At 68.6% G+C, this 20,483-nt stretch carries 22 protein-coding genes and 1 pseudogene; 16 read left to right on the top strand and 7 right to left on the bottom strand.

Annotated features, from left to right (window positions below):
* Positions 1 to 167 precede the first annotated feature (167 nt).
* The 4 genes from CLM62_RS08135 to CLM62_RS08120 form a co-directional block, all read right to left on the bottom strand.
* On the bottom strand, positions 168 to 908 hold the full coding sequence (locus CLM62_RS08135; RefSeq protein ID WP_095749168.1) for an alpha/beta hydrolase: 741 nt from the start codon (positions 906 to 908) through the stop codon (positions 168 to 170).
* Positions 909 to 1,238: 330 nt separating this feature from the next.
* A complete protein-coding gene (locus CLM62_RS49850; RefSeq protein ID WP_179381998.1) occupies positions 1,239 to 1,376 on the bottom strand; it encodes a hypothetical protein in 138 nt (45 codons plus the stop codon).
* A 464-nt stretch (positions 1,377 to 1,840) separates the two neighbouring features.
* The gene (locus CLM62_RS52955; RefSeq protein ID WP_095749167.1) at positions 1,841 to 2,176 is read right to left on the bottom strand and encodes a DUF6300 family protein; all 336 of its coding nucleotides are present in this window, start codon (positions 2,174 to 2,176) and stop codon (positions 1,841 to 1,843) included.
* Between the two features lie 203 nt (positions 2,177 to 2,379).
* Positions 2,380 to 3,051, bottom strand: a complete 672-nt coding sequence (locus tag CLM62_RS08120; RefSeq protein WP_143658974.1) for a hypothetical protein — start codon at positions 3,049 to 3,051, stop codon at positions 2,380 to 2,382.
* Positions 3,052 to 3,774: 723 nt separating this feature from the next.
* Here CLM62_RS08120 and CLM62_RS08110 point away from each other — a divergent pair.
* The 4 genes from CLM62_RS08110 (at position 3,775) to CLM62_RS08095 (ending at position 6,063) form a co-directional block, all read left to right on the top strand.
* On the top strand, positions 3,775 to 4,380 hold the full coding sequence (locus tag CLM62_RS08110; RefSeq protein WP_095749164.1) for a dihydrofolate reductase family protein: 606 nt from the start codon (positions 3,775 to 3,777) through the stop codon (positions 4,378 to 4,380).
* Positions 4,381 to 4,721: 341 nt separating this feature from the next.
* The gene (locus CLM62_RS08105; RefSeq protein ID WP_095749163.1) at positions 4,722 to 5,081 is read left to right on the top strand and encodes a hypothetical protein; all 360 of its coding nucleotides are present in this window, start codon (positions 4,722 to 4,724) and stop codon (positions 5,079 to 5,081) included.
* A complete protein-coding gene (locus CLM62_RS08100; RefSeq protein WP_095749162.1) occupies positions 5,068 to 5,352 on the top strand; it encodes a hypothetical protein in 285 nt (94 codons plus the stop codon). Before CLM62_RS08105 ends, CLM62_RS08100 begins: the two co-directional genes overlap by 14 nt.
* Positions 5,353 to 5,478: 126 nt before the next feature.
* Positions 5,479 to 6,063 carry a hypothetical protein gene (locus CLM62_RS08095; RefSeq protein ID WP_095749161.1) on the top strand — a complete coding sequence of 195 codons (585 nt, stop codon included), beginning with the start codon at positions 5,479 to 5,481 and terminating at the stop codon, positions 6,061 to 6,063.
* A 610-nt stretch (positions 6,064 to 6,673) separates the two neighbouring features.
* Here the strand turns inward: CLM62_RS08095 and CLM62_RS51225 are convergent.
* Both CLM62_RS51225 and CLM62_RS08090 read right to left on the bottom strand, forming a co-directional pair.
* Positions 6,674 to 6,766, bottom strand: a pseudogene (locus CLM62_RS51225) (LysR family transcriptional regulator); the annotation flags it as partial.
* Positions 6,767 to 6,809: 43 nt separating this feature from the next.
* On the bottom strand, positions 6,810 to 7,493 hold the full coding sequence (locus tag CLM62_RS08090) for a GntR family transcriptional regulator (protein WP_095749160.1): 684 nt from the start codon (positions 7,491 to 7,493) through the stop codon (positions 6,810 to 6,812).
* 108 nt (positions 7,494 to 7,601) lie between these two features.
* Here CLM62_RS08090 and CLM62_RS08085 point away from each other — a divergent pair, with 108 nt between their 5' ends.
* The 9 genes from CLM62_RS08085 (at position 7,602) to CLM62_RS08050 (ending at position 16,927) form a co-directional block, all read left to right on the top strand.
* Positions 7,602 to 8,768: a mandelate racemase/muconate lactonizing enzyme family protein gene (locus tag CLM62_RS08085; protein WP_095749159.1), complete on the top strand. Its 1,167-nt coding sequence runs from the start codon at positions 7,602 to 7,604 to the stop codon at positions 8,766 to 8,768.
* Between the two features lie 166 nt (positions 8,769 to 8,934).
* Positions 8,935 to 10,275, top strand: a complete 1,341-nt coding sequence (locus tag CLM62_RS08080) for a cation:dicarboxylate symporter family transporter (protein WP_095749158.1) — start codon at positions 8,935 to 8,937, stop codon at positions 10,273 to 10,275.
* Between the two features lie 2 nt (positions 10,276 to 10,277).
* Entirely contained in the window at positions 10,278 to 11,591 is a 1,314-nt protein-coding gene (locus tag CLM62_RS08075; RefSeq protein WP_257003727.1) for a CocE/NonD family hydrolase, read from the top strand.
* The gene (locus tag CLM62_RS51220; protein ID WP_257003726.1) at positions 11,588 to 11,806 is read left to right on the top strand and encodes a hypothetical protein; all 219 of its coding nucleotides are present in this window, start codon (positions 11,588 to 11,590) and stop codon (positions 11,804 to 11,806) included. Before CLM62_RS08075 ends, CLM62_RS51220 begins: the two co-directional genes overlap by 4 nt.
* Before the next feature lie 16 nt (positions 11,807 to 11,822).
* The gene (locus tag CLM62_RS08070) at positions 11,823 to 13,232 is read left to right on the top strand and encodes an AMP-binding protein (RefSeq protein WP_257003725.1); all 1,410 of its coding nucleotides are present in this window, start codon (positions 11,823 to 11,825) and stop codon (positions 13,230 to 13,232) included.
* Between the two features lie 5 nt (positions 13,233 to 13,237).
* Entirely contained in the window at positions 13,238 to 14,020 is a 783-nt protein-coding gene (locus tag CLM62_RS08065; RefSeq protein ID WP_095749187.1) for an enoyl-CoA hydratase/isomerase family protein, read from the top strand.
* Positions 14,017 to 14,775, top strand: a complete 759-nt coding sequence (locus tag CLM62_RS08060; protein WP_095749157.1) for an SDR family NAD(P)-dependent oxidoreductase — start codon at positions 14,017 to 14,019, stop codon at positions 14,773 to 14,775. Before CLM62_RS08065 ends, CLM62_RS08060 begins: the two co-directional genes overlap by 4 nt.
* 205 nt (positions 14,776 to 14,980) lie before the next feature.
* Positions 14,981 to 15,949 carry an NADPH:quinone oxidoreductase family protein gene (locus tag CLM62_RS08055; RefSeq protein ID WP_095749156.1) on the top strand — a complete coding sequence of 323 codons (969 nt, stop codon included), beginning with the start codon at positions 14,981 to 14,983 and terminating at the stop codon, positions 15,947 to 15,949.
* Between the two features lie 285 nt (positions 15,950 to 16,234).
* The gene (locus CLM62_RS08050) at positions 16,235 to 16,927 is read left to right on the top strand and encodes a TetR/AcrR family transcriptional regulator (RefSeq protein ID WP_257003724.1); all 693 of its coding nucleotides are present in this window, start codon (positions 16,235 to 16,237) and stop codon (positions 16,925 to 16,927) included.
* Between the two features lie 321 nt (positions 16,928 to 17,248).
* On the opposite strand, the gene CLM62_RS51215 is transcribed toward CLM62_RS08050, so the two are convergent.
* Positions 17,249 to 17,635 carry a substrate-binding domain-containing protein gene (locus CLM62_RS51215; RefSeq protein ID WP_095749155.1) on the bottom strand — a complete coding sequence of 129 codons (387 nt, stop codon included), beginning with the start codon at positions 17,633 to 17,635 and terminating at the stop codon, positions 17,249 to 17,251.
* A gap of 342 nt (positions 17,636 to 17,977) precedes the next feature.
* Here CLM62_RS51215 and CLM62_RS08035 point away from each other — a divergent pair, with 342 nt between their 5' ends.
* The 3 genes from CLM62_RS08035 (at position 17,978) to CLM62_RS08025 (ending at position 20,396) form a co-directional block, all read left to right on the top strand.
* Complete coding sequence (locus tag CLM62_RS08035) at positions 17,978 to 18,571, top strand: TetR/AcrR family transcriptional regulator (RefSeq protein WP_095749154.1); 594 nt, start codon at positions 17,978 to 17,980, stop codon at positions 18,569 to 18,571.
* A gap of 107 nt (positions 18,572 to 18,678) precedes the next feature.
* Positions 18,679 to 19,413, top strand: a complete 735-nt coding sequence (locus CLM62_RS08030; RefSeq protein ID WP_095749153.1) for an NADPH-dependent F420 reductase — start codon at positions 18,679 to 18,681, stop codon at positions 19,411 to 19,413.
* Positions 19,414 to 19,697: 284 nt separating this feature from the next.
* On the top strand, positions 19,698 to 20,396 hold the full coding sequence (locus CLM62_RS08025) for a nitroreductase (RefSeq protein WP_095749152.1): 699 nt from the start codon (positions 19,698 to 19,700) through the stop codon (positions 20,394 to 20,396).
* Positions 20,397 to 20,483: the final 87 nt, after the last annotated feature.

The following is a 20,483-nucleotide window of genomic DNA, read 5'->3' as shown; positions in this document are numbered from 1 at the left end:
GGGGACGTTCGGGCGTACGCCGACACACGGCTTCGGGCAGCGCGGGCCCCCGCCGAGTTGGCAGGGGCCCGCGGCAGAAACAGCAGAGGAGCGCCGGGACCTGCCCTCGACGAGCAGCATCCTGGCCAGCACGGCTTACCGTCTGCTGGTGGCCTGACGGCCCAGCCTCACTTCAGGTGCCGGGCGAAGAACCCGGCCGCGTCCTCCCCTGCGAACTGCGGGACGCCCGTGTGCCCGCCCATATTGGCGTGCAGCGTCTTCTCCTTGGAGCCGAAGGCGTCGAACAGGTCCAGGGCCGCCTGCCGGTCGTTCCCTTCGTCGTCCCACTGCAGCAGGACATGCAGCGGAATGGTGACCCGGCGGGCCTCCTCGAACATGGCGGCGGGCACGAAACTCCCGGCGAAGAAGCCGGCGGCCACGATGCGCGGCTCGACCACCGCCAACCGGATGCCGATGGAGATCACTCCCCCCGAGTACCCGACCGGGCCGCCGATCTCGGGCAGCGAGAGAAGGGCGTCCAGGGCGGCCTGCCATTCCGGGACCGACTTTTCGACGAGCGGGAGGATGAGGGCGTCGATGATCTCGTCGCCGACCGGCTCGCCAGCCTCCATAGCCCGGCGAAGGTCGGCGCGGGCCTGCTCGGCGGCGGCCCAACGGGGCCGGTCACCGCTCCCGGGGAGCTCGATGGTGGCCGCGGCGAAGCCATCCGCCGCGGCGTGCCGGGCCCGCCCCGCCAGTCGGGGGTACATCTTGTGCAGTCCGAGCGGGGGGTGGCCGAGCAGGATCAGCGGCGCCGGTGCGGATGCGGAGGCGGATGCGGGCGTCCACAGGATGCCAGGGATCTCGCCGAGGGTGAATTCGCGCTCGAGGATGCCGTCGTCGAGACTCTGTTCAGAAGTGAATTGCATGGTCGTGCCTTTCGGGAGTGCGCATGAACGGCGCTCCCGGACGACCTATCGCCCGACCGTGACCCCGGAGGAGAGCACCCATGTGAATACGTTCACGGGTCCCACCTCCTCGTTCTCTCGCACGGCCTCCGGAAACGTAGCAGTGGTCGCGGTGGTCCGCCAAACGGGTTCTTGCGCGGGCTCCGTGGCCGGATGCCAAGGAGCCGGAACACCACGGCGAGCTACTTGGGGCCTCATCGCGACTTCCCGAGGCGAAACCCTGCGACGGCGGGGCGCGCTGGGGGCGCTGGGGGCGCTGTCGTTTCTTCTCGTGAACAAAGCCACCGGGGCTTAGAAACACGCACTGAGCGGGTACAGAGCCATGCGCAGCACGGCTCCGTCGGGCATCGTGATGTGATCACGCCGCTCGCACAGATCACTGGCGAGGCCGGGAAACAGCACACGCAGGTGCGGGGTGGTAGCGAACATTCCGATCAGGATCGAACGTGCGACTCGTCCTGGTGCGAGACGGACGGGTGGAGCCGGGTCAGGTCCTGGCAGGTAGAGGTGCGGACGGACCCGAGCGTAGGTCTTCAACTCATTGGCGAAGTCTCCATAGGCCGCGTCGCAGTTCGCGCCTGCGAGACTGTTGCAGTCGCCGCAGAGGCCTCGCAACCACATGCCCACAGTAGTGGGCCGGCCGTTGCTGCGTCTCTGATCGTGAATGCGAACGGTCGCGCTGATCACTTTGCCCTGGTTTCCAGCTGCCTGTGGCGGCACATGGGCCCGCGTCATCTCGCGTACCTCGCCGCATAGTCCGCAGGGACGCAGACCCGGCTTGCGCAGGTCAGCGCCTAAGGTCCCTGGAGGCCGCTTGTCAGGCATTCACGGAGGGTAGCGGGCCATGGGGCTCAGACGTCGGCCTTTTCGGGTGGAGGGCTTTGTTCCCGTTCTCAGCCTTGCCCGCGGGGTGTGAGCCCGGGCGGGGCCGGCGGGCAAGCAGGAGCCTGGGGCTGTTCCGCGCGGGTCCAGCCGTGGGCGTGCATAATCTCGGCCTCCCAGTCTTCGAACAACCTGGGCAGCACCTTTGGATCGCGGTCTGGATCGCGGTCTGGATCGCGGTGCCAGGCGATGAAGGCGCCGGCGGCGGGCCGGTCGGCGTCGCACGCCGGGCACAGCTCCATCCACACACCGGTGCCCCACGGGCCGTTCCACTCCAGCAGGAGATCGCCGCCGCAGCGGAAGCAGGGCCGCGGCCGTTCGTCTTCGTCCCGGCCGGCGGGGCACATGCGGAGGAGTTGCTCGTCGCTGATGTCATCGAGGTCACCGTCGGCCGGTGCGGAAGAACGAGCCGTCGGGGCGCACCACGTAGCGCCAGGTGAACGACATACAAAGCCCCTTTCGGGGTTGGAGCGTGACGCGAACGGCCACAATCCGCCCGCCTGCTGGGCAGCGTCAAGGGGCCTGGCGTCCTGCTCGCCGGCAAGTCGGCTCATCGGCATGCCCGAGCCGCTGCGCCGGGCGGTCCACCAGCTGGTTGCCGAGGCGGTCCAGATCTGCTGGTGAGGAGCTCTCCTACAAAATGCTCCGTGCGCCGCAGCTTCGGATGCTGCACGGCCGTGGCCAACGGCAAGCTGAGCAGGCTCAAAGCCCCGAGAACGACCCGCAGAAACTGTTCACCGTGGAAGTCGACGCCCAACGCCATCAGACGCATGCCCTCTTGCAGGGCTCGGGTGACGTCGCGGGTATGCGTGTACTCGTTTGCAAGCCCTTGCGCGCCGCGCACAGGCACACCGGTGCGCGAACCGTGGTCCGGCTGGCGCAGGATCGCGTGGACTTGATCGGTGCGCAGAATGGGGCGTGTCAGCCGCTCGCCGAAGCTGTAGACCGACATTCGGCGCGGCGCGTCTTCGTCGTGGATCTGCGCGTCCATGAGGTCCTCGAACGCAACCGCCAGCGTGCCCATGGCCTCCAGGCGGCTGCCCTGTGAGTCGAGTTGGGCGGCCGTCTTCAGGTGTGCGCGGGTCTGGTCGTGCTGGACGACCTCGGCCAAGTCGATGTCGTCGAAGGCGAGACCGAAGACGCGGAGGATGTTCTCCTCGAATAAGTGGGCGGTGTCGGCTTTCGCGTCCGTGATGGCCACCGGACCGGGGAAGCCGGCCATCGGCATACCGGTACTTCGGCTCCGCCCGGGACAGCAACAGTCCAGGACTTCCTCACCTGCACCACGCCAATAGTCGCCAGTTGGCGACACTCCAGCCCCATCAGTCACTGTTCGTGATCCATCTCTGACGCAATGTCAGTGGGGAGTGCAAGCATGGTCGGCTGCGCGGAAATTTGCTACGAGGGGGAGGCATAGATGCCTTGGGTGAGGCCGTACGTGCGCTCTGATGGGACGCCGGTTCGCGGGCATTCTCGATGGGCTCCCGGCGCACGCCGGGAAATGGGGATCTTAGCCGCGGTCGCGGTCGCGGTCTTAGTCATGGGTGGGGAGGGCGGCGCTGCTACCGGAAGCAGCACCGGGACTTCACAGCAGCCGCGGCCGGCGGCCTCCTACCCGGTCACGTTCGAGGGGTTACAGGAGCAGGCGGCCCGTCCGGCTCCGCAGCCCACGGTGTCGTACCCGATCCGCTTCCCGAAGACGGAGAAAAATGCTCGGCCGTTGCCGACTCCGACGGTCTCCTACCCGATCCCGTGGGCTGGCGGTGACCAGTGACGCGGCGGCCCGCTCGGCGCCGCAAGGGCTCCAGGCCCTCCGAAGCAGTGCCGCTCCGCCGACCTGATCGGCTGCAGCGTTATGGGTTTTCTCGTTACTCCACAGCGCGGCCGATGAGTTTGTGGCTTCCGGCCGGTCCAAGCTCGTGACACCCTAGGAAAGGACACCGCCATGTCGGAGCTTCTCGTCGACTTCATCACCTCCCTCGACGGCCACGCATCAGGAGAGGGATGGCCCGGGTTCTGGGGCCTCGAGGGCCCGGAGTACCTCGCATGGCTCGGCGAGCAGCCCGAGGCCACCTACCTGATGGGAGCGAACACCTACCGCCTGATGTCGGGCTTCGCCGCAGGCGAGGTCCCGAATGGCCAAGACGAGTTCAGGCCCGCGGAAGAGGCGTCCGTCGACGAGCTCACGCAGGCGTCCAAGGTGGTGTTCTCGTCCTCACTCGAGGAGCCACTGACGTGGGCCAACTCCACGCTCATCCGCGACGACGCCGTCGAGACGGTCCGCGCCATGAAGTCGAGTGGCTCGGGGCTCCTCAGCACGATCGGCAGCCTCAGCCTGTGCCGGTCCCTGCTACGAGCCGGACTCGTCGACCGCTTCCGGGTCGTGATGTTCCCGGTGATCACCGGGGCCACGGGCGAAGAACGCATCTACGACGGCTATCCGGACGTTGCCCTCGAGATGATCGAGCACCGCACCTTCGACGGCCGCATCCAGCTGGTCGAGTACAAGCCCCGCGTGCTCGAGCACCCGCCGCTCGGCGTCCCTGCGTGACGTCGCCCCGTCCGCCGGTCTGGACGGCCGCCAGGCCAGCGCCGGCGGGCCAGCACCGGCGGGCCAGCACCGGCGGGCCAGCGCCGGCGGGCACGGAGCAAGACCTAATAGAGGGCGAACGGCCAACGTCAGGACGCCCGGTCCAGGTCGCGTCGAAGGAGTAGATCAGCCGAGCGACCTCCTCGCGCAGTGGCCTTCCGGTGTCATCGGGGATGCGCAGGTGGGCATACCGGTCTGGTGCTGGCCCCATCATCCGTCTCCGGCCAGAAGGCGGACGATGGTGGAGTCGATCTGGACCGGCCAGTCGATGTCACCGGCGGCGTCCGCCCGGGCCTGGATGGGTGTGGCTCCTCTGGAGGGACACCCAAACGGGCAAGGGTTTCAAACCCTCCAATCCCGACGACTGGTCGGCCCGCATCAGCGCCCCACTGCTGCCCAAGATCGTCGAAATCGGGCACGAGCAGGTGTTCGCGGCCCTGGCCACGGTCACTTTCCACGACCTGGACGCCGGCCCGTGGGGACAGGCCACCAGGGATGTGCAGGAGTGGGTCTTCGCCCCCCACAGCGTCTCGGCCCAAGAGCACAAGTTCAGTGACTCGGCGGCCGCCGCGGTGCTGCTGGTGGTCCTGTACGGCGACAAGGGACACCTCGTCCTGACCGAAGCGAACCGGTACCTGGAGCAGTCCCGTGGCGAGGAGTGAGCTGGCCGTCAACAAGATCGTGGCGGCTGCCGCAGAGCTCTGTCTGGCCGCCGTCGTCGCCCAGTTGGCGCAGGAAGGGATCCCGGCCACCGGCTACAGCATTCCCCCGGACGAGTCGCCCAACGACACCGACGGAGCGGCGGACGGATGGGTTGACATCCCCGACCAGTTCACCACCCGCCACTACGGGCCGGACCTGGACGAACTGGGTCTGTGGTGGAACTCGGTCTTGGTCTGGCGCATCCACACCAGCTACAGCCCCAACAGTTGATTGACACTTCTCAGCTGAGTGGTGATCTGGTAAGGAGAGGTTCCAACGCTGGCCGGTACACAGGGTGGGACGGCATGGGCGCGGTCGACTGGGAGGCGAGGAATGGGCAGTCGCCGGCCACGGCGGATGTTCGCCGAACACGCGGAGAATGTCGGCTTCGGGCAGATCATTCGACTGCACCGGTCGGACAGGATGGGGCGCCTGGGCAACCCCGACATGGTCTTTATATCTGTATTGATGTTCGACTTCGTGGCCCTCTTCGCCGCGGGAATTGCACTGCTCGGGCTGACCGTCGACGGCTCGCCGCTATGGCGGTTGCCGGTGCTTGGCTTGGTGCTGCTTGGCTGGTTGACAGCGGCTGTGGCGCGCTGGCGGCGGACCACCAAGCCGGAGGAACGGAGCTGGATCGCGGTCGCTCAACACGGTCTGCTCATGTGGGATCCATATCGGAAAGACGAGCCCGGCCCGGTCGCCATTCCTTGGAACGCGGTGAGTTTCGATCCGCTAAGTCCTACTTCTACCTATCTGGTGTGGTATGACGGCGAACGCGGGGAACTGTCGGACCCGTTTCGCTATTACGGCCGGTGGGATTTGATCAGAGCAGTGGAGCGCGGCGGCCCCGTTATGCCCTGGCGTCTGATATCGGGCATGGCGGCCGCCGTGCTGGTGACAGTGCTCGTCGTGTGGCTCGCGTGGTGGCCTCCGGCATGATTGACGACCGCCTCATGAGGAAATGCCATCGGGTGTAGCTCTTCCTGAGTGAGATCGCTGGTCAGGTCTGAAGTTCGGAATTGTGCTGGTCAGGTTGGGGGTAGAGCTGTTCGCGCCGTGGTTTCCGTGGGCGCGGACGGATTCGGCATGACGGACCCTAGCTAGTCAGCTTGCAGCAGACCCTCTCGTGTGGCCGAGGGTCATCGCGGCTAGGCCCAGACCGTCCCTTATGTGCCTGAAGGCCGTCCGGCCTCGCTCGCGCCGCCCGGGTTGACCGTACCTTCCTCTACCGCCACCGTGACCTGCGTCCACGCCGCTGTTACTGCCCCGGCGGGGGACGGGGCGATGACAGAAGTCAGCCGTGCCTCGCTGCCGACCGACCTGGCCAACGTCCTGGAACGCAACAACCGCCTGGCCGCCCGTGTGCGGCAACTGGAAAAACGGCTGCCTCAGTCGATCGGGGCGAAGGTCTGGGCGGATTCCGGGCTCGGAGCGTCGGCCAATGTTGATCACCTCCAGCGGCGGATCACCACGCTGGAACAGCGGTTATCGAATAAGCAGGAAACGAACTTGACGAACGCACCGGAGAACTCGAGGCGGAGTCAGGACCCAGGGGCGGCTGCGAGACGTGCAGGGCGAAGGCACGGTCGAAGCCGCCGGAGTCGACGACTGCCAGGAAATACTCCAGCTCACGCCTTTCCATCAGTCCTCCCCCCATGCATCACGACGGCGCCGGTCGTCGCGCGTTATTTCACGCGAATGCCCTCGCGGTCTTCGAGGGCGCTGATGGCGGTGGCGGTGAGGCTGTGGGTGATGTGGCCTCGCATCAGCTGGGCGGCTTCGGCGGCGCGGCCGTCCACGATGAGGGAGACAAGTTGGTGGTGTTCCTGTAGGTCGCGGGTGCGGGGTTCGTCACCGGGCGGGAGTTCGAGGCCGAGGCGCCGGTAGCGGTCGGACTTGTCCCACAGGTCGTCCAGGAGACGGATGAGGACGTCGTTGTGCGAGGCCCGGTACAGCGCCTGGTGGAAGGCGCGGTGGGCCGTGAGTGCCTCTTCGCCCCATTGGCGGGTGACGGGGAGGAGCTTGTCGACGGCGTCCTGCATCGTGGCGATGTCGTCGTCGGTCCGTCGCTGGGCGGCGAGTTCGGCGGCGGTCGGGTCCAGGGACAGGCGGACTTCGAAAAGCTGGCGGGCCTCGTTCGAGTTCATGACGGAGACCCGGACGTCACGGTGGGTGTCGACGGTGACGAGTCCCTCGCTGCTGAGGCGGCGGATGGCCTCGCGCAGGGGCGTGATGCTCATGTTGAGGGACTCGGCGAGGTCGTACTGAGCGAGCCGTGACCCGGCAGGAAGAGTGCCGAAGAGGATCCGATCGCGGAGTTCTGCGTAGGCGAGGTCGCTCTTGCTGAAGAACAGGTTCTGTCCTGCCATAGCCCCCTGACCATTCCTTTCCGGAGGTTCCCCACCCCTTGACATCCCGCATCGGACCAGCCCAGTCTAACAGGCGTCGCATCTTATAAGATATGAGGAAGGCACTTAGTGAAGATCACCAACGTCTACGAGGGCGTCGTTCCGATCAGTTCCTCGATCCGCAACGCCTGGATCGACTTCAGCTCCATGGACTGTTCGATCGTGGCGATCGAGAGCGACGTCATGCGGGACGGCAAGCCTGTGGTGGGCTACGGCTTCAACTCCAACGGCCGCTACAGCGCCGGAGAGATCCTGCGCCGCCGGGTCCTGCCCCGCCTTCTCGATGCCGAGCCCGGCAGCCTGCTCGACGAGCGGGGCGGCCTGGACCACGCCAAGGCGTGGGACGTGATGATGCGTAACGAGAAGCCCGGCGGGCACGGCGAGCGCTCGGTCGCGGTCGGTGTGGTGGACATGGCCCTGTTCGACCTGGCCTCCAAGATCGAGGGCAAGCCGCTGTACCGGTATCTGTCCGAGCGCTACGGCGACGGGCAGCCCGACGACTCCGTCTTCGTCTACGCCGCCGGCGGCTACTACGCCCCGGGCAAGACCCTCACCGACCTTCAGGACGAGATGCGCGGCTTCCTCGACCTGGGCTACGACGTCGTCAAGATGAAGATCGGCGGCGCCGAGTTGGCGGAGGACCTGCGCCGTATCGAGGCCGTCATCGACGTCCTGGACGGCGACGGCTCCCGGCTGGCCGTCGACGTCAACGGCCGCTTCGACCTGAACACGGCCCTGGAGTACGGGCGTGCCATCGAGCCCTACGGGCTGTTCTGGTACGAGGAGATCGGCGACCCGCTCGACTACCACCTCAACGCCACCGTCGCCGAGCACTACACCGGCTCCATCGCCACGGGCGAGAACCTCTTCTCCCTCCAGGACGCCCGCAACCTGATCCGCTACGGCGGCCTGCGCCCCGACCGCGACACCATCCAGGTCGACCCCGCGCTCTCCTACGGTCTGGTGGAGTACCTGCGCATCCAGGACATGCTCCGTCAGCACGGCTGGTCATCGAGGCGCTGCATCCCGCACGGCGGGCACCAGTTCTCCCTGCACATCGCAGCCGCCCTCAAGCTCGGCGGCAACGAGTCCTACCCGGGCGAGTTCCAGCCCACCGGCGGCTTCGCCGACGACGCCGTGGTCGAGAAGAGCCGCGTCGGCCTGACCGACACCCCCGGCATCGGCTTCGAGAGCAAGGCCGCCTTCTACAAGGTGCTGCGCGCCCTGCACAGCTGACCGCCACCCCACCGCAGACGCGCCCGCCACCGGGCGGGCACCGTCGGCCCGCGCCGTCGGATGCGGGCGCCACACCCGAGATCGGGGACGCGCGAGCCGCGTCGCGTCCCCCGCACCCCCCACGGGACAGGGCTACACACGATCGTCGTGCAAGGGAGCACCAACGATGACAAGCACCGCCACCGCCGGCCGCCCGCAGCGGTCCCGGCTGAGCCGTCTCATACGGGAGCTGTGGTTCCAGGTAGTAGTGGCCGCCGTCCTCGGCATCGCCGTCGGCATCCTCGCGCCCGGGCTGGGTGAGGACCTGAAGCCGCTCAACGACTGGTTCATCGCGCTGGTCAAGATGATCGTGATCCCGGTCGTCTTCTGCGTGGTCACCACCGGCATCGCCTCCATGGACAACCTGCGCAAGGCGGGCCGGATCGGTGTGAAGGCGATCGGCTACTTCCTGGTGCTGTCCCTGGCATCCATGCTGATCGGGCTGGTCGTCGCCAACATCTTCCAGCCCGGCTCCGGCCTGCACGTCGACCCCTCGTCACTGAACGCCGACGACGTGCCCAAGACCGCCACCGAGCACGCCACCTTCACCGGCTTCATCTCCTCCCTCATCCCCGCCTCCCTGCTGGGCGCGATCACCGGGGATGCGATCCTGTCCGCGCTGATGGTCTCGATCGTCTTCGGTGTGGCCCTGAACATGGCCGGCGAAGAAGGGGCACCGCTGACCCGCGGCATCAAGGCGCTGTCGGACGTCGTCTTCCGCATCGTGGGCTGGGTGATGCGGCTCGCGCCCTTGGGCACCTTCGGCGCCCTGGCCACCGTGGTCGCCACCTACGGCGCCGAGAGCCTCAAACAGCTCGGCTGCCTCATCATCCTGTTCACCGCGACCTGCGTCATCTACGTCCTGGTCGTCCTCGGCGCCATCATGCGGGCCTGCCGCCTGAGCCTGTTCGGCCTCATCCGCTTCCTCAAGGCCGAACTGCTCGTCGCCCTCAGCACCTGTTCCAGCGAGGCCGTCCTGCCCCAGCTGGTACGCAAACTGGAGATCCTCGGCATCGGCCGGCCCGTGGTCGGCATCGTCATCCCCTCCGGGTTCTCCTTCAACCTGGACGGCTCCGCGGTCTACCTCACGATGGCCTCCCTCTTCCTGGCCCAGGCCATGGGCATCGACCTGTCCTGGCAGCAGCAGCTGATCATGGTCGGTGTCATGATGCTCACCAGCAAGGGCACCGCCGGGATTGCGGGCGGCGCGTTCATCGTCCTCGCCAGCACCGTCACCGCGGTCGGCCACATCCCGCTCGCCGCCCTCTCCCTGATCGTCGGCATCGACCGCATCCTCAACGAGGGCCGCGTCTTCATCAACGTCCTCGGCAACGCCGTCGCCACCATCGTGATCGGCAAGTGGGAGAACGACTTCGACACCGAACAGGCCCGCAAGGTCCTGCACTCCCGCACCACCACGCCGCCGCCGGCCGAGTCGGACACCGCCAAGGTCGGCGCCGACAAGTAGCCGTGCCCGTCGAGTGGAGTCACCCCTCGACGGCATATACGTCACCCACCGGCGGCATCCTCCAGGCCGCCGTGCACGCGCAGCGGTCCCTGGCGGCCGGCGAGGGCTCCTTGTCTCAGCTGCAGCAGCTCGGTCAGGCGGCGCTGTTCCCCGAGCCTCTCAACGATGTGCTGCCGACGGCCGAGGTTCCTGTCCTGGCGGCGTACGGAAAGTGGTGGGACGACTGGATGGCCCACCCCTCCCACGACGGGTACTGGGATGCCATGGAGCTCACGCCCGAGCTCAAGAACGTCACGGCCCCGGCGCTCAACATCGGCGGCTGGTACGACCTCTACATCGGGCAGACCTTGCGCACCTACACCACCGCCCGCCAGAAGGCAGGCAGCGTGCAGGCGCGCGAGGGACAGCGACTGATCGTCGGTCCGTGGGATCACAACCCCTCCCCGACCGGCGTCTACCGCGACCGCTCCTTCGGCCCGCTGGCCAGTGCCCAGATGGTGGACCTCGGCGGCCTGCAGCTGAAGTTCTTCGACCGCTGGCTGCGGGGGGACACCACCGCTCTGGACGACGTGGCGCCCGTGAAGATCTTCGTGATGGGCATCGACCAGTGGCGCGACGAGCAGGAGTGGCCGCTGCCCGACACAAGGTGGACCGACTTCCACCTGACGAGCGCCGGTCACGCCAACACAGCGGACGGTGACGGGCTGTTGACGACCGAGCCGCCGACCGGCGCGGGGCACGACACCTACCTCTACGACCCGCGCCGCCCGGTTCCCTCGGCCGGCGGGGCGTCCATGCCGACGACCCCGGGGTTCTGCGGTCCGGTCGACCAGCGGACCGTCTCCGGCCGCGAGGACGTCCTGTGCTTCGCCGGCCCCGTGCTCGAGGAGCCCGTCGAGGTCACCGGTCCGGTCAGCCTGACCCTGTTCGTCTCCTCGTCGGCGGTGGACACCGACTTCACCGCCAAGCTCGTCGACGTCTTCCCCGACGGCAAAGCGATCAACCTGTGCGACGGGATCCTGCGCACCCGCTATCGAGGCGGCCTCGCCACGGAAGAACTGATGGACCCCGGCACGGTCTACGAGATCACCGTCGACATGACCGCCACCTCCAACGTGTTCCTTCCCGGTCACCGCATCCGCGTGGACATCTCCAGCAGCAACTTCCCCCGCTACGACCGCAACACCAACACCGGCGGCGTCATCGCCCGTGAGAGCGAGGAGCAGATGATCCCCGCGATCAACCACATCCACCACGGCCCGGACCACCCCAGCCGCCTGGTCCTGCCCATCATCGACCGCAAGGACCAGCAGTGAGCGCCACCGACCGGGTCACCGAACTCACCGCGACCTTCACGGCTCCTTCCCTCAATGTGGCCGGGCTGCTCTGCGACCGGCACGCCCCTGAGCACGTCGCGTTCACTGTTGTCAACGGCGCCGGTGGAGCATCCGCACTGTCCTTCGGAGATCTCGCTGCGGAATCGCACCGCTGCGCGCGGGCGCTGCAGGGGCTCGGCGTCGGTCCGGGTTGACAGGGTGGCGACCCTGATGGGCAAGAGCACCGACCTGGTGACCGTCATCGTGGCGATCTGGCGGCTCGGTGCGGTCTACGTCCCGCTGTTCACCGCGTTCGCGCCCCAGGCCATCGCCCTGCGCCTGGAAGGCTCAGATGCGCATGTCGTGGTCGTCGACCCGGACCAGCGCCACAAACTCGACCCGGGCCCCGACATGCCGGACGACCCTCAGCGCCGCGTCGTCGTCACCGGAACCAGCGCCTCCCGCGGTGACGTGTCGCTGGCCGACCTCGTCGCGGCCGCGTCGCCGGAGCCGGTGCCCGCCGTCACCACGAGCGGGGACGGGCCTCTGGTGCATATGTTCACCTCCGGCACCACCGGCAAGCCCAAGGGAGTCATCCATCCCGTCTCCTACATCACCGGGTGGCAGGTGTACCTGGAGTACGGCCTGAGTGTCACCCGGGACAGCAGTTACTGGTGCGCTGCCGATCCAGGCTGGGCCTACGGGCTGTACTCAGGCATCGTCGCTCCGCTGGCGGCCGGTATCCCCAGTCTGCTGCTGTCCGGCGGGTTCTCCCCGGAGACGACCTGGCGCACCCTCGTCGACCGCAAGGTCACCGACTTCACTGCCGCCCCGACGGTGTACCGGGGAATGCGCTCCTCGCCGGTGCCGGTGCCGCAGGGGCTGCGGCTGGAGCGGCTGTCCAGCGCGGGCGAGCCCCTGACGCCTGAGGTCAACGAATGGGCGGACACCACGCTCGGCCTGGCCGTGCACGATCACTTCGGCCAGACCGAGGTCGGCATGCCCTTGGCCAACCACCACCATCTGGAACTCGCCCGCCCGCTCAAGGCCGGATCGATGGGCCGGCCGGTGCCCGGCTGGAGCGTCACCGTCCTGGCCGACGAGAAGGACGAGCCCGCCGAACCAGGCGTGCTCGGCCGGGTCGCGATCGACGTCGCCGCCAGCCCGCTGATGACGTTCCGCGGCTACCAGATCCCCGGGCAGAGCGACGCCAAGTTCACCGCCGACGGCCGCTATTACCTCACGGGCGACGCCGGGCGCGTCGACGCCGACGGCGACTTCTTCTTCTCCTCCCGCGACGACGACGTCATCATCATGGCCGGCTACCGGATCGGGCCGTTCGAGATCGAGAGCGTCCTGGTCCAGCATCCCGCTGTCGCCGAGTGCAGTGTCATCGGCGCACCCGACGACGTCCGCGGCGAGGTCATCGAGGCGTACGTCGTCCTGCGCGACGGCCACGACGCCTCGCCGGACCTGGCCACCGAACTCCAGCTGCTGATCAAGACCCGCTACGCCGCCCACGCCTACCCCCGCACGATCCACTTCATCGACGCCCTGCCCAAGACCCCCAGCGGCAAGACCCAGCGCTACCTGCTGCGCAACCGCCGCCGCGCCGAACTTTCCAGCCGAGAGGCACAGTGACCGGCATGGAACCTCTGCTCGTAGAGCAACGCGGCACCGTCCGGTGGCTGCTGCTCAACCGCCCCGAGCGGCGCAACGCCCTCGACATCACCCTCATCGAAGCCCTGGACAAGCAGATCACCAGCGCCGAGGCCGACCCCGGCACAGCGGTCATCGCCGTGGCCGGCAGGGGACCGAGCTTCTGTGCCGGCGGGGATTTCCACCAGTTCCTGGAGCTGCACGAGCGGGGCGACAATCCGGTCGACTTCCTGGCCGACGTGTCGGCCTGCTTCAGCCGCATCGCGGCCAGCCCGAAACCATGGGTCGCCGTGCTGCACGGTCACGCCATAGCGGGAGGCCTCGAACTCGCGCTGGCCTGCGATGTCGTCGTCGCCGCCGACACCACGCTCATCGGCGACGGCCACCTCAACCGGCGTCTTGTGCCGGCAGGGGGGTCAAGTGTCCGGCTGCCCGGCGCGGTCGGACGCGGACTGTCGCGCTGGCTCCTGCTCACCGGCGAACTGCTGCCCGCGACCGCCTTCGAGAACACCGGCTGGATCCGCGCGATCGTTTCCGAGGCCGACCTCGACGCCACCGCCACCCGCATCTGCCATCAACTGGCCGACCGCAGCAGCCCCGCCCAGCAACGGCTCAAAACGCTGCTGCACCGGATCGACGGCATCGCCCCCGAGCAGGCCCTGCGCGAGGAACTGGCCACCTTCGCAGACAACTGGTCGGCCAGTTCCGTGGCCGACGCCCTGCGCGCCTTCCTCGCACCCCACACCACCACGAAAGCGGACGACAAGTGAATCGCTACCACGGACGCGTCGTCGCCATCACCGGCGCCGCACAAGGCCTCGGCCTCGCCATGGCGACCCGGTTCGCAGCGGAGGGCGCCGCGGTGGCACTGGCCGACGTCAACGCACAAACCCTCACCTACGCCGCCGAGACCATCACCAACGCCCACGACGCGAAACTCCGTACGGACGTGGTGGACGTGACCGACTCCGCCCAGGTCGACGCCTGGATCACCGGCGTCACCGCCGATCTCGGCCGCCTCGACGTGCTGGTCAACAACGCCGGCATCATCCGCGACAACCGCGTCGAGGACATCACCGACGACGACTGGCACGCGGTCATCGACGTCAGCCTCACCGGCGGCTTCCACTGCGCCCGCGCCGCGTTCGCCCCCATGAAACGCCAGGGCTACGGACGTATCGTCAGCTTCTCCTCCATGTCCTGGCGCGGGAACTTCGGCCAGACCAACTACGTGGCCGCCAAGGCCGGCATCGTCGGCATGACCCGCACCCTCGCGCTCGAGGGCGCCCGCCACGGCATCACCGCCAACGCCATCGCCCCCGGCCTCATCGACACCCCCATGCTCGCCTCCATGAACGGCCCCGCACGCGACAAACTCACCAACAAGATCCCCATGCGCCACACCGGCACGCCCGAGGACATCGCCGAAGCCGCCGCCTTCCTCGCCAGCGAAGCCGCCGGCTACATCACCGGCATCGTCCTCGACGTGGACGGCGGCATCTCCATCGGATCCTCCATCCGGTAACCGCGAACCCGGCGGACGAGCAGGTGATCAGCCGCTGCGTCGGCCCTCGTCGCCCGGCCCACCCACGCTCACAGGGCTGTAGTGACAACGCCCTGAGCACTGACATCGACCGATTCGCCGGGACAACAGTCACACAGCCGATCCGGTTCGCGGTTGTGCAAGCACACAGTGGTCTCGAGGTCGTCCTTGCGGCTGGGAGGTACTCATGCAGGGTGTACTCGTCACCGCGTTCGAGGGTCCTGATGCCCTGGTCGTACGGGAGCTTCCGGAGCCGGAGGCCCAAAAGGGCCAGGTCCTCATCGACGTCGAATGGGCGGGTGTGGTTTTCCCTGACATCCTGCAGACGCGCGGGGAGTACCAGACGCGTCCCGAACTGCCGTTCGCCCCCGGCTGGGAGGTGTCCGGAACGGTCCGCACGGACGGTGGCGGATTCCGTGCCGGTGACCGCGTGGCTGCCCTGCCGGTCACCGGTGGCTTCGCCCGGACGGCCGCTGTCGACGCATCGATGGTCTTCCCACTCCCGGACAACGTCGACACCCGCCGTGGGGCGGCACTGCCCCTGAACTACCTGACCGCACATTTCGCGCTCATCCACCGGGGTGCTCTCCGCCCTGGCGAAATCGTCCTCGTCCACGGAGCCGCGGGCGGAGTGGGCAGCGCGGCCTGTCAGCTGGCCGCAGCATACGGCGCGCACGTCATCGCGGTCGTGTCCACCGATGAGAAGGCCGAACTGGCCCGGTCCATGGGAGCACACGAGGTCGTGCGAGTGGACGGGTTTCTCGACGCGGTCAGAACCTTCACCGATGGCCGCGGGGTTGATCTCGTGGTCGATCCCGTCGGCGGGGATCGCTTCCTGGACTCGCTTCGTGCGCTGAGGCACGGCGGGGGACGCCTCCTTGTCCTGGGGTTCGCTGGCCGAGGCATCCCCACGGTCAGCGTGAATCGTCTGTTGATGACCAACACCTCCGTGCTCGGAGTCGGAATGGACGAGTACTGGCGGCAGGAACCGGAAGCCGCCCGCGCCCAGTGGCGCGAACTCTGGCCGCTGCTGAAATCCGGCCGGCTGAACCCGCCCATCTCGGCCGTCTTCCCGCTCGAACAGGCGTCAGCCGCGCTGCGGCACCTGGACGAGCGAAAAGCCCTCGGCCGGACACTGCTGCGGATCGGTGCTTGACGACGCTTTTGCCCAATGGCCACGCGCCGCATCACCGCGTCTACTCGATGTCGACCAGCCACGAAGTTTCTGCTCGCGTGCTTGACGACTCCGAGAGGCCGCCCGCAATGTGTGTTCTGCTGCTGCTGCGGCCATCGCCTACGAGTTCCACTTCTGAACAGCACCCGAGGCACTCTCCGAAGGTACGTTAGGCGGTACGCTAGTACCCATTTGAGAGGGGTCGGCCTTCCGGCCCGGACGACCACCCGCCGCTTCCGGCGGAGACACTCATGGGAGACTGCTGCGGTGACGGCCCAACCTGACTCGCGCGACCGACGCCCGCGCCGAACGGCGCGTAGACGGGTCGTCGACACACGTCGGCGGGACGAACTGCTGCGCCAGGCCGAGGCGATCATCCTGACCGAAGGCTTCACCGCGGTGACCATGGATGAGCTCGCCCAGCGACTGGGGTGCTCCAAAGCGACGCTGTACAGCCTCGCCTCCACAAAGGAACAGCTGGTCCAGGCGGTCACCCGCGCCTTCTTCCGGGATGCGACAGCCGAGATCGAACGGGCGGTCCAGGCCGAGCCAGACCCCAGGCAGCGCATCCGGGTCTACCTCGCCGGCGTCGGCACGGCCATGCGCCGGCATTCCCACGCCTTCTACGACGACATGGTGGGCTACGAGCCGACGGCGCAGATCTACCGCACGAACTCCGCCGCAGCGGCGCGCCGGGTCCACGAGCTGATCGAGGAGGGCGTGCAGAGCGGCGCTTTCCGTGCGCTCAACGGGCATTTCGCAGCCCAGGTCGTGGCGGTCACCATCGACGCGGTTCAGTCGGGGGTCCTCCTGGAGAGGACCGGCCTGACCGCCGGCGACGCCTTCTCCGAGCTCGGTGACCTCCTGCTGGACGGGCTCAGCTCGGGGCAGGGCACATTCGAGCCTCCTTCCACAGCTGTGCGCTCGCCCAGGGACCAGGTCTCGGCGGCGCCGAGGTAAAGCCCGGGGAAGGGGCGCACCTCGCGGATCGTCTCTGCAGGCACCACCTCCAACGACGTACGCTGCCATCGTCGGACGGTCCGGCTTTCACCACATGAGGGCGCACGTGGGTGGTGGGACGATGTGATCGTCAACGAGCCGCACCGGCCGCCTGGCCTGCCGATGATCGCCGCTGTCCGGCCGCGCGAACGTGTCTGACTGCTGGCACGCACGGTCCAAGCTGCCCAGGACCCGTCCCCTGATGGAATGCCGCCCCGGCCGGATCCGAGATGTCCAGGGAGAGGATCAGCCGCGGCAACGCGGGCCGCTCACCAGGAGCGGCTATGTGCCCGGCGAAGGTCGCCCGCGCCGGGTCGACTCGGCGCATTCGGGGGCGGAGCGCCGACCATCGAAAAGGACCCTTGAGGCGAGATTGTCGGCTGCTGCAGTGAGGTCCATCCCGATGGTGGTGAGGGCCGGTACGGCGAGCGAGCTCATGGGGAGGTCGTCGACGCCGATGAGCGCCAGGTCGTCCGGAATCGCGATGTGCTGGATGCGGCAACTGGCCAGGACGGCGAGAGATGTCAGATCGTTGAGGGCGGCGACTGCTGTGACTGGGGTGGCGCCCTGCGTCCACTCCGCGACGGCGGCCCGGGCAAGGATGTGGCGCGAGAGGCCGGGGGCTCGCAGACCACTGTGAGCTTCGTGCTCAACGGCAGGGACGAGCACGGCCTCTCCGCGGAGACCGCCGTCGCGTGCTGGAGACGGCCGACCGTCTGGCTACGTGCCGTCCGGGGCCGGCCGCGCTGTCAGGGGCGCCGGTGATGCATGCGGGCCACGGTCCAGGGCGCCGCAAGTCGTCGGGACCGGCAGCGCGGCACCGCGCCCGCCCACCTCCGCACGGCTCTTGCCCTGGGCTCGGCGGCCAGACATGTCGGCCCTCTGCGCTGTCCGGGCTCCGTGATCGGGCCGCCGGTTTGACCGGACGCTGCCTCCGCTTTACTCTCGAATGCGTTCGGAGGCAGCATCCGTTTTGATGCGACCGCAGGATCACCGGAGGCGGGAGGGCGCATGAGCGCCACTGAACAGCGGGGACGCAAGCCCCGCGCGGACGTCCAGCGCAACCGCGCGGCCCTCCTGGAGACCGCGCAGCGTCACTTCCTGCAGCACGGGGTCGGCACCTCCCTTGAGGCGGTGGCCAAGGAGGCGGGCGTCGGGCCCGGCACCCTGTACCGGCACTTCCCCACCCGGGAGGCGCTCCTGGCGGCTGTGCTGCAGACGCGCTCCGAGGAGCTGGTGGCCCGCCAGGCGGACATCGATCAGCTCGGCGACCCGGCCGAGGCGCTGGAGCAGTGGCTGCGAGCGATGGAGGAGTACTTCAGCGCCTTCAGCGGGCTGCCGGACCCGCTCATGGCCGCGGCCCGGGCGCAGGAGCCGGACAACCCGCTCACGATTCCCTGCGACATCCTCATCTCCGCCACCGATCAGTACGTGCGAGCCGCGCAGCTCGCGGGGCGCGTGCGGGCGTCGGTGCGGGGGCACGACCTGTTCCTCGCGGCCTGTTCCGTCGCCTGGATCAAGGGCGCCGGCACCGAGGAGGAGTCCCTCGACCGGCTCCGCACGCTCATCGCGAGCGGCTACCGCCAGCGGGACACCCAGGCGTAAAACGCCAGAACACCCCGCCCCGACCCCCGCAACGCCAGGCGGCACCACCACCCAGCCATCACATCGCGCTGCCCTCAGGGGCGGCACAACCTCCCAAGGAACAAATCATGAAAATTACTGTCATAGGCGCCGGCGCCATCGGCGGGAACCTCGCTGCCAAGCTCAGCACGGCCGGGCACGACGTCCAGGTGGCCGACGCCCGCGGCCCCGAGGCCGTCCGGGCGGAGGTGCTGGAGTCCGGGGCCCGCGCGGTGGAACTCGCCGACGCCGTCCAGGGCCGGGACGTCATCGTCCTGTCCATCCCCTTCGGGGTGGCGGGGAAGCTGGCCGGCCTGTTCGCCTCGGTCCCCGCCGAGACGGTGGTCATCGACACCTCGAACTACTATCCGCACCTCAGCGGGCAGATCGAGGCCGTGGACAACGGCGAGGTCGAGAGCGTGTGGAACGCCGAGCAGCTGGGGCGCCCCGTGGTCAAGGCGTGGAACGCCGCCCTGGCCGAAACCCAGCGGACCCGGGGCGTTCCGGCAGGAACTCCTGGCCGCCTCGCCATCCCCGTCGCCGGCGACTCCGAGGAGGCGCGGCGTGTGGCCATGCGGCTCGTGGACGACACCGGCTTCGACCCCTACGACGCCGGCACGCTGGCCGACTCCTGGCGCCAGCAGCCGAACAGCCCCGCCTACTGCACCGAGCTGACCCTGGACGAGCTGCCGGCGGCCCTGGCCGCGGCCGACCGCGTCAAGGACGCCCGCATCCGCGACAGCGTGCCAGAACGCTTCGCCACCCTCCCGGCCACGGCCACCCTGGAGGACGTCGTCGAGATGAACCGGGCCGCCCACCGCTGAGTCACCCGACGTGGCTCTCGTGCACGCAACGGCACGAGGGCGGCGGCGTCGGCACGCCACGAACCCACGAACACACAAGACGAACACGAAGAGCGCACAGTCCGCCGAGCTGCAGCCTGCAGTCTCGGCGTGCCGCTGCCTGCGAGCATCCGCAAGCCTGCTGGTACCCGCAAGGGTGCGTCCGCACCCGGGCCTTACGCCGGCTGCCTCCTTGCGTGGCCTGCCGTACCGCGCTGCGCCGCGGCCGCCGTGGCGGTGACTGCGCGCCATGGAGAGGAACCGCCTTGCCCGGCACCGCATCACCCTTCACCGACATCGCACGCTCCCGACGCTCCCCCCGGCGGTTCCTGCCCACCGCCCTGTCCCCTGCGGACATCCGCGGCGTGCTGGAAGACGCACAGACCGCCCCCTCGAACAGCAACACCCAGCCGTGGACGGTGCACGTCGTCTCGGGTGCGGCGCGGGACGCCCTGGGCAAGGAGCTGCTCCGGGCCGAGGAGGAGGGACGGACCTCCCCGGATTTCACCGATGGCTACGGCGAGGGCCTCTACCTCGAGCGGTCGCAGGCCCTGGGCGCGAGTGTCTACCGGGCCCGAGGCGTGGAGCGCTGGGACCGGGACGGCAGGAGGGCGGCGGTCCGCGAGAACCTGGAGTTCTACGGTGCTCCCCATGCCGCTTTCCTGTTCATGCCGGCGCTCGGCGACGGGGTGCGGACGGCCGGCGACATCGGCATGTACGCGCAGAACTTCCTGCTCTCGCTGGCGGCCCGCGGGCTGGCCGGCATCCCGCAGACCGTACTCGGCGTCTACGCCGACACCGTCCGCGAGTTCCTGGGTGTCGCCGCGGAGCTCAAGCTGCTGTTCGGCATCTCCTTCGGCGTGGCTGACCCTGCGGCACCGGTGAACACGCTCCGCACGGGGCGGGTTCCGCTGCAGCGGAGCGTGGTCCTGCATGACACCCCGGGAGTCCTCGACAGGCCGTAGTTCCTCCGCCCGCAGGAACCATCCAGCGCCGGGCCCGGGCCGCCACTCGGCCGGCCGGGCCCGGCGCCGCACGGCTTTTGACAATTC

This window comes from Streptomyces sp. SA15 (genome assembly GCF_002291145.1).
In the GTDB taxonomy this organism is placed as follows: Bacteria; Actinomycetota; Actinomycetes; order Streptomycetales; family Streptomycetaceae; genus Streptomyces.
The sequence above is the reverse complement of the archived record's forward strand: the minus strand, read 5'-3'. Positions and strand labels throughout refer to the sequence as shown.

Excerpts from the sequence above, each read along its gene's own strand:
- CLM62_RS08135 (WP_095749168.1), bottom strand. The coding sequence starts at position 908 with ATGCAATTCACTTCTGAACAGAGTCTCGACGACGGCATCCTCGAGCGC.
- CLM62_RS49850 (WP_179381998.1), bottom strand. The coding sequence starts at position 1,376 with ATGTTCGCTACCACCCCGCACCTGCGTGTGCTGTTTCCCGGCCTCGCC.
- CLM62_RS52955 (WP_095749167.1), bottom strand. The coding sequence starts at position 2,176 with ATGTGCCCCGCCGGCCGGGACGAAGACGAACGGCCGCGGCCCTGCTTC.
- CLM62_RS08120 (WP_143658974.1), bottom strand. The coding sequence starts at position 3,051 with ATGGCCGGCTTCCCCGGTCCGGTGGCCATCACGGACGCGAAAGCCGAC.
- CLM62_RS08110 (WP_095749164.1), top strand. The coding sequence starts at position 3,775 with ATGTCGGAGCTTCTCGTCGACTTCATCACCTCCCTCGACGGCCACGCA.
- CLM62_RS08095 (WP_095749161.1), top strand. The coding sequence starts at position 5,479 with ATGTTCGCCGAACACGCGGAGAATGTCGGCTTCGGGCAGATCATTCGA.
- CLM62_RS08090 (WP_095749160.1), bottom strand. The coding sequence starts at position 7,493 with ATGGCAGGACAGAACCTGTTCTTCAGCAAGAGCGACCTCGCCTACGCA.
- CLM62_RS08080 (WP_095749158.1), top strand. The coding sequence starts at position 8,935 with ATGACAAGCACCGCCACCGCCGGCCGCCCGCAGCGGTCCCGGCTGAGC.
- CLM62_RS08070 (WP_257003725.1), top strand. The coding sequence starts at position 11,823 with ATGGGCAAGAGCACCGACCTGGTGACCGTCATCGTGGCGATCTGGCGG.
- CLM62_RS08065 (WP_095749187.1), top strand. The coding sequence starts at position 13,238 with ATGGAACCTCTGCTCGTAGAGCAACGCGGCACCGTCCGGTGGCTGCTG.
- CLM62_RS08055 (WP_095749156.1), top strand. The coding sequence starts at position 14,981 with ATGCAGGGTGTACTCGTCACCGCGTTCGAGGGTCCTGATGCCCTGGTC.
- CLM62_RS08035 (WP_095749154.1), top strand. The coding sequence starts at position 17,978 with ATGAGCGCCACTGAACAGCGGGGACGCAAGCCCCGCGCGGACGTCCAG.
- CLM62_RS08030 (WP_095749153.1), top strand. The coding sequence starts at position 18,679 with ATGAAAATTACTGTCATAGGCGCCGGCGCCATCGGCGGGAACCTCGCT.